This is a genomic window from Brevundimonas sp. GN22 (genome assembly GCF_054824005.1).
In genome coordinates this window covers 1-6,028 of record NZ_JSYD01000076.1, presented here as the reverse complement: position 1 = coordinate 6,028, position 6,028 = coordinate 1, and the positions used below count along the sequence as shown (strand labels likewise).

Below are 6,028 nucleotides of genomic sequence, written 5' to 3'. Positions count from 1 at the left end.
CTTGCCCCGGTTTGAACCGCCCGCCACGGAAGACAATGTCTTCAAGGTCGTGCAGGCCGCTGATGTATCCAACATAGAGCACATCACTGTTTTGAAGCATGTGCGGCTCGAATGCAGAGGCGGGTATTACGCGGGTGTCTTCACGCGCTGCCAGCAAAGGGGCGACGGCTCTCAGCGCTTCGGCTGTCGCGACGGGTAGATAACCCAGGCCGAGGTCGACCGCATCGTCGCTCTCGCCCTCCCCGATCATCATCAACTCATGCAGGTCTTCGCGAGAGTTGACCGAGAACTCGCGCACCAATCGCTCGACGTTACCGACCCTGTCCGTCTGGCCGTAGATGTAATAGTCCCCGACCACGATCAGCAGCGGTCGTTTGGATTTCTTATGCGCGGCCCACACTTCGGCCTGCATCATGCCCTTGGGCGTCGCACCGCCGAGGTTGGCAGCGCCATATCCAGCGGCGACGCCCGCCAGCAGCAGTGCCGCCGCCCCTGAAGCTATCAATGCCCGCTTAGACACACGTCCACGTCCCCGGACGGCGACGGGCGTTGCACCCACAGACACTGTCTCCAGCACCAACCTGTACTCGCCACGCGGAATGATCAGGCGATGCTCACGCTCGGGATGGCGGACGTAATAATCATCGAGCCGTTTGCGCAAACGGTGGACATAGACGCGGACCACAGCGTCCTGTCCTGCCTCAAAAGAACCCGACCGTCCGAAGACCTCGACGGCAATCTCGGCTTCGTTGGGGCGAGTGCCCGACAATGTGCGCTCGACAATGAAGTTGAACAGTCTGAGGACAGTTCCGGACCGGCCAAGCGTGCCCGTACTCTGAATATGGGCGATTTCAGCTTCCAAAGAAGCCTTGTCAGATCCGACCACCAAACTGCCCCCTCCATCACTCAACGCTACGCGACGCACCCTTTCATCAAAGGACAGCGGTTTACCAAAAAACACAACCACTATCCGCGGCAAAATGCGCCACTTGACGTCGACCGAAATAGTTATCAATCATTACGATGATAATAAGTAAACAATTCCACAGGGAGACCCCATGAAGCTTACCAAACGCCACGTCATGGCAGCCGCGGCCTCGCTCACCCTCCTGGGTGCAGGCAGCGTTATCGCTCAGGCCGCAATGACCAAGGTCCCGTCCGAGGTACAAGCCGGGACCTACAAGCTGGACTCGTCCCACGGCAACATCACCTGGTCGGTCAACCACCTCGGCTTCTCGCAGTATTATGGCCAGTTCGCCAACGCGACCGCCGAGCTGAAGCTGGACAGCGCCAATCCGTCGGCCAGCACCCTGACAGCCACCATCCCGATGGGCGACGTTGCGACCACTTCGGCTGGTCTGACCCGTCACCTCAAGAATGCCGACTTCTTCGACGTCGAGAACCATCCAACGGCAACCTTCACTTCGCGGTCGCTGCGCGTGGACGCTTCCGACCCGACCAAGGCGACGGTCGAGGGCGATCTCACCCTACGCGGCGTGACCAAGCCGGTAACGATGGAAGTCAAGTTCAACCAGGCCGGCCCGTCCATGGGCGGCACCTACAAGGCGGGCTTTGACGGTCGCGCTATGATCAAGCGTTCCGACTTCGGCATCACCTACGGCCTGCCTGCCATCGGCGATGACGTCAAACTGCACATCGAAGGTGAATTTGTCAGGCAGTAAGACCTGATCCCTACCAGCAGCACCTCCCACCCGGCTGCTGGCCATACCGCCTATTAGCCACCGGATTGCCACAGGCTCCGGTGGCTATTTTTTTGCCCGCCCCACTTCCTGTTCGCCGCATAAAAAAGGGGCACCCTTTCGGATGCCCCAGTTTGCGGAATATCGGTTGGGATCAGCTGAAGCCGATCCAGCGGCCTGCAAAGATGATCAGCGTCCACAGGATCAGCGATGCCGCGCCGGACAGCTTGGCCGCCGTGGTGGAGCGCCCTGGCTGTCCCCACTGCTCCATATTCTTGCTGACCATAAAGTGGTTGATGGCCATGTTCACGCCCGCCAGAGCGAGAAGCAAAAACTTCAACTGGAATGGCAGGTTTTCTAGGTAACGCCCTGGATCAGCGACAAACATCAGAACGCCGGTCAAGGCTGCAAAGATAAAGGCAATCCAGGTGAATGGCAGCAGGCGCGACGTCAGCGACATCACATTCTGGTCTGTAAATCGCAGATTGAGCAGACGCAGATCTACGGCAGCGATCGAACCGAACACAATGCCCAGCGCTACGACGTGCGCCGATTCAAAGGCCGGAAACAGATAGGCGGACTCGGCAATGGCCTGGGAGAGCGAGGAGTTGCCGATGCCATCAACAAGCGGTTGAAGTAATCCCATATCGGTCACTCCACGTAAGCGATGAGTCGGCCGGCGACGACAATCGCGACCCAAAGGATGAGGGTTAGCAGGCCGAACAGCTTGGCTTGCGACGAAGTCGCCAAGGTCCATTGGCCAGCATTCGTCTTGACCACACGGGCAACCGTGACCGTCAGAATGACAACCAGCAGCAGAAGGCCCATTTTAAGCTGGAATACGAGGTTCAGAAGCGCACGCGCCGGTTCACCGCTGATGAGCAGAAGTCCCGTGACGACCAGCACAGCCAGCGGCCACCAGATCCAGGACAGAAACCGCTCCGCGTACCACTCGACCGAACGGTCTTTGCCGACTACCTCCATCAGCCTCAGGCTGATCAGGGTTGCCGACATCAACAGAGTCCCCATGGCCAGAATATGCACGCTTTGAAGCGCCGGTATCAGCCAAAGGACATTCGCTACTGTCTGTCCGACGGCTGTCGTCGAAATCCAGTCTGCCAAACTTCCTAACATCTGCCCTCCCCTCTCAAGAGCTATTCTTATGGCTCCGACGATGCGAGGACGAACGAGGGTTGGCAAGCAATTTATTTATCTACCATCATTTATATACTCGCTACGCATTTTTATGATGCATCGCTTCGAAAAATGCGTTTTGATTATAATTTGTATGAATGTTTAATCATAACGTTTTGACGTTCAGCACCGCCTCAAGGATCGGAAAATGACCCGCTATTCCCGCGTCGCCATCGTCCTCCACTGGATTATCGCAGCCGCCATCATTTTTCAGATCGTGCTGGGATGGCGCATGGGCGGCAATAGCGGCGCATCGACGTATGCCGTGTTCCAACTGCACAAATCGATCGGCATCACCATTCTTCTGCTCAGTCTGGCGCGACTGGCGTGGCGGCTGGTGCACCGCGCACCGCCACATCCGGCAGATATGCCCAAGGCTGAAAAGCTGGCGTCGAATGCGGTGCACATCGCCTTTTATTTAATCATGATCGGGCTGCCGATCACGGGCTGGATTCTGGTGTCGGCTGCGCGCATCAACATTCCGACGCTGCTGTATTCCACTATTCCGTGGCCGCACGTCCCGTTCATCTCGTCATTGGAGCCAGAGGCCAAAGCCGTCTGGGAACAGTCCGCTGCGACGGGCCACACCGCACTCGCATGGCTAACCTACGGTCTGGTTGCCCTACATATCGGTGCCGTGATCAAACACCAGTGGCTGGACAAGCAGGCCCTGATGTCCCGAATGACGGGTTCTGGCCGAGCCGGTTTAGGCGAACCTCGCCTTTGGGCGGCGTTGGTTGCGCTGTGCCTCGTCGGCGCTTCGGCCACCCTTTACGCCCGCCCCGCGGCTAACAAGGCCGCGCCCGCTGAACAGGTCGAGGATCTGGAGGCCGTCGTCGCAACTGAGGATGTCACTCCCCAGGCCGATGGCATGAGCGAAGACGCTGCCGAACAGACCGAAGAGGAAACCGAAGCCGTCGAGGAAGTGGCTAAGCAGCCTCTTTCCAAGTGGGCGGTGGCCTCGTCTTCTGCCAACCTCGGCTTCACCACCAGTTGGTCTGGCGAAGCCATTAACGGCCGCTTCGGTGAGTGGGATGCCGACATCCTGTTCTCACCAGACGATCTGGCCAACTCCCGCATCAAGGTGACCATCAACACCCGCTCCGCATCGACGGGCGACGCTCAGCGCGATTCGAGCCTGCCGGGGACCGATTTCTTTGACGCCTCGTCCCATCCGTCCGCCGTCTTCACCGCCAACCGCATCCGCAAAACCGGCGAGGAGCGATATGTCGCGGACGGCAGCCTGTCTCTGCGCGGGGTATCAGCCCCTGTATCGCTGCCCTTCCGCCTCAAGATTGACGGCGACACGGCTCGCGCCACAGGCAGCGCAAACCTTGACCGTACGGTGTTTGGCGTGGGTCAGGGCATGTATGGCGACACCGAATCCATACCGGCTGCGGTACGCGTGAACTTCAGCTTCACAGCCACACGGGAGAAGTGACCCTCAACTCCCTCTCGCATAATTATAATGTTCGTTGTAATTGTTCTGAAAGATCACAACTTTCCCTAGCGTAACGCTGCTAGGTAGCAGGAACTCAGAATGACCGACGGGCTTGCAACCGCAAATAACAACGGCCACGACCACGACCTCGAACTGGGTGGCCTGGATCAGGCCCTCGGCTTTCATTTGCGGACCGCCCAACAGTACGTCGCTCGCGAGTTCGCTGCGCGCTTCGAACATCTGGACCTCAGCCCCGTGCAGTACTCGGCACTGGTGCTGATCGAGAACAACCCGGGCCGCCGCCAAGCCGATCTGGCGGCGGTTCTGGGCGTTCGCCAACCCAATCTGGTTGTGCGTATCGATGACCTCGTCAATCGCGGACTGGTGAGCCGTTCGGCCGATCCTCTGGACCGCCGCGCCAACTCGCTGCGCCTGACGGCTGCCGGCAAGAAGTTCATGACCCAGGTCCGCAAGGCCCACGAACAGCACACGGATAGCTTGCGTAACGTGCTGGGCCAGCAAGACTATGAAAAGGTGGTCGAAATCCTGAGTAAGCTGTCAGGGCTCTAACGCGACCTCAAATCGCTACGACCGGAATAAATTACTTCACATAACTATTATACAATGTCATCTATGGCTTTCTGATTTCGGGAAGCCATAGATGTCCTACGTTGCACCTGTCCGCCGCCTCAAATTCGCCGCCACTACCCTCGGCGCGCCGAAGTCCACCCAAGCCGAAGTCCTGACCAGTGACGAGCTTGAAGACATCCTTCGCGAGGCTGCCAGATTTGCCGAAGAGCGCATCGCGCCGGTGGACCAGATCGGCGACCGCGTCGGGGCCAAATACTCTTCCGGTAAGGTCCAGACCCCACCCGGTTTTACCGATGTCTTTACCGACTGGACGGCGTCCGGCTGGAATGGCGTGACTCTGCCCGCTCACTGGGGCGGCATGGGGCTATCGACGGCCACAGGCGTGGCCACGATGGAAATGTGGACCTCGGCCTGTATGGCCTATGGCGTCGGCGTGCTGCTGATCCATGGCGCTGTCGAGCTGCTGGACGATCACGCGGCCGACCATCTGAAGCAGCAGTATCTGCCGAAAATCGTGGCCGGCGACTGGTACGCCACCATGGCCCTTACCGAACCACAGGCCGGCTCCGACCTTGGTGCCCTGCGCACGAAGGCGATCGAACAGGCCGATGGCAGCTACCGCCTGTTCGGCAACAAGATCTTCATCACCTTTGCCGAGCACGACCTGACGGAAAACATTGTCCATCTGGTGCTGGCCCGCATCGAGGGCGCACCAGAGGGCACTGCGGGCATCTCCCTCTTCCTTGTGCCCAAATACCTGCCCGCCGAAGACGGCAGTCTGGGCGATCGCAACGACGTCATCTGCACAGGCATCGAACACAAGATGGGGCTCCACGCCTCGCCCACCTGTTCTTTGACTTTTGGCGATCAGGACGGTGCCAAGGGCTGGCTGGTCGGAAAACCCAATCAGGGTCTGGCCGCTATGTTCATCATGATGAACCGCGCGCGACTGGGCACGGGCATGCAGGGCGTGGCTATCGCCGAGCGTGCGACCCAGCGCGCCGAAGCCTTTGCCGATGCCCGCATTCAAGGCCGCGTCCCGACCGGCGAGCGTACCTTGCCGATCCGCCACCACCCCGACGTCCAGCGAATGCTCAAGACG

Annotated in this window: 7 protein-coding genes; 4 read left to right on the top strand and 3 right to left on the bottom strand. The window is 59.3% G+C overall.

The window, feature by feature from the left end:
* The coding region (locus OB03_RS11205) for a hypothetical protein (protein ID WP_461344179.1) at positions 1-886 on the bottom strand (886 nt) is incomplete at its 3' end.
* Positions 887-1,058: 172 nt separating this feature from the next.
* On the opposite strand from OB03_RS11205, the gene OB03_RS11200 reads away from it, so the two are divergent.
* Positions 1,059-1,682 carry a YceI family protein gene (locus tag OB03_RS11200; RefSeq protein ID WP_461344178.1) on the top strand — a complete coding sequence of 208 codons (624 nt, stop codon included), beginning with the start codon at positions 1,059-1,061 and terminating at the stop codon, positions 1,680-1,682.
* A 172-nt stretch (positions 1,683-1,854) separates the two neighbouring features.
* On the opposite strand, the gene OB03_RS11195 is transcribed toward OB03_RS11200, so the two are convergent.
* Positions 1,855-2,346: a DUF6644 family protein gene (locus tag OB03_RS11195; protein ID WP_461344177.1), complete on the bottom strand. Its 492-nt coding sequence runs from the start codon at positions 2,344-2,346 to the stop codon at positions 1,855-1,857.
* A gap of 5 nt (positions 2,347-2,351) precedes the next feature.
* Positions 2,352-2,834: a DUF6644 family protein gene (locus OB03_RS11190; protein ID WP_461344176.1), complete on the bottom strand. Its 483-nt coding sequence runs from the start codon at positions 2,832-2,834 to the stop codon at positions 2,352-2,354.
* A 208-nt stretch (positions 2,835-3,042) separates the two neighbouring features.
* Between OB03_RS11190 and OB03_RS11185 the strand changes: the two genes are divergently transcribed.
* The 3 genes from OB03_RS11185 to OB03_RS11175 all read left to right on the top strand — a co-directional run.
* Entirely contained in the window at positions 3,043-4,335 is a 1,293-nt protein-coding gene (locus OB03_RS11185; RefSeq protein ID WP_461344175.1) for a cytochrome b/b6 domain-containing protein, read from the top strand.
* 99 nt (positions 4,336-4,434) lie between these two features.
* Entirely contained in the window at positions 4,435-4,905 is a 471-nt protein-coding gene (locus OB03_RS11180) for a MarR family winged helix-turn-helix transcriptional regulator (protein WP_461344174.1), read from the top strand.
* A gap of 91 nt (positions 4,906-4,996) precedes the next feature.
* On the top strand, positions 4,997-6,028 hold a 1,032-nt coding region (locus tag OB03_RS11175; protein ID WP_461344173.1), incomplete at its 3' end, for an acyl-CoA dehydrogenase family protein.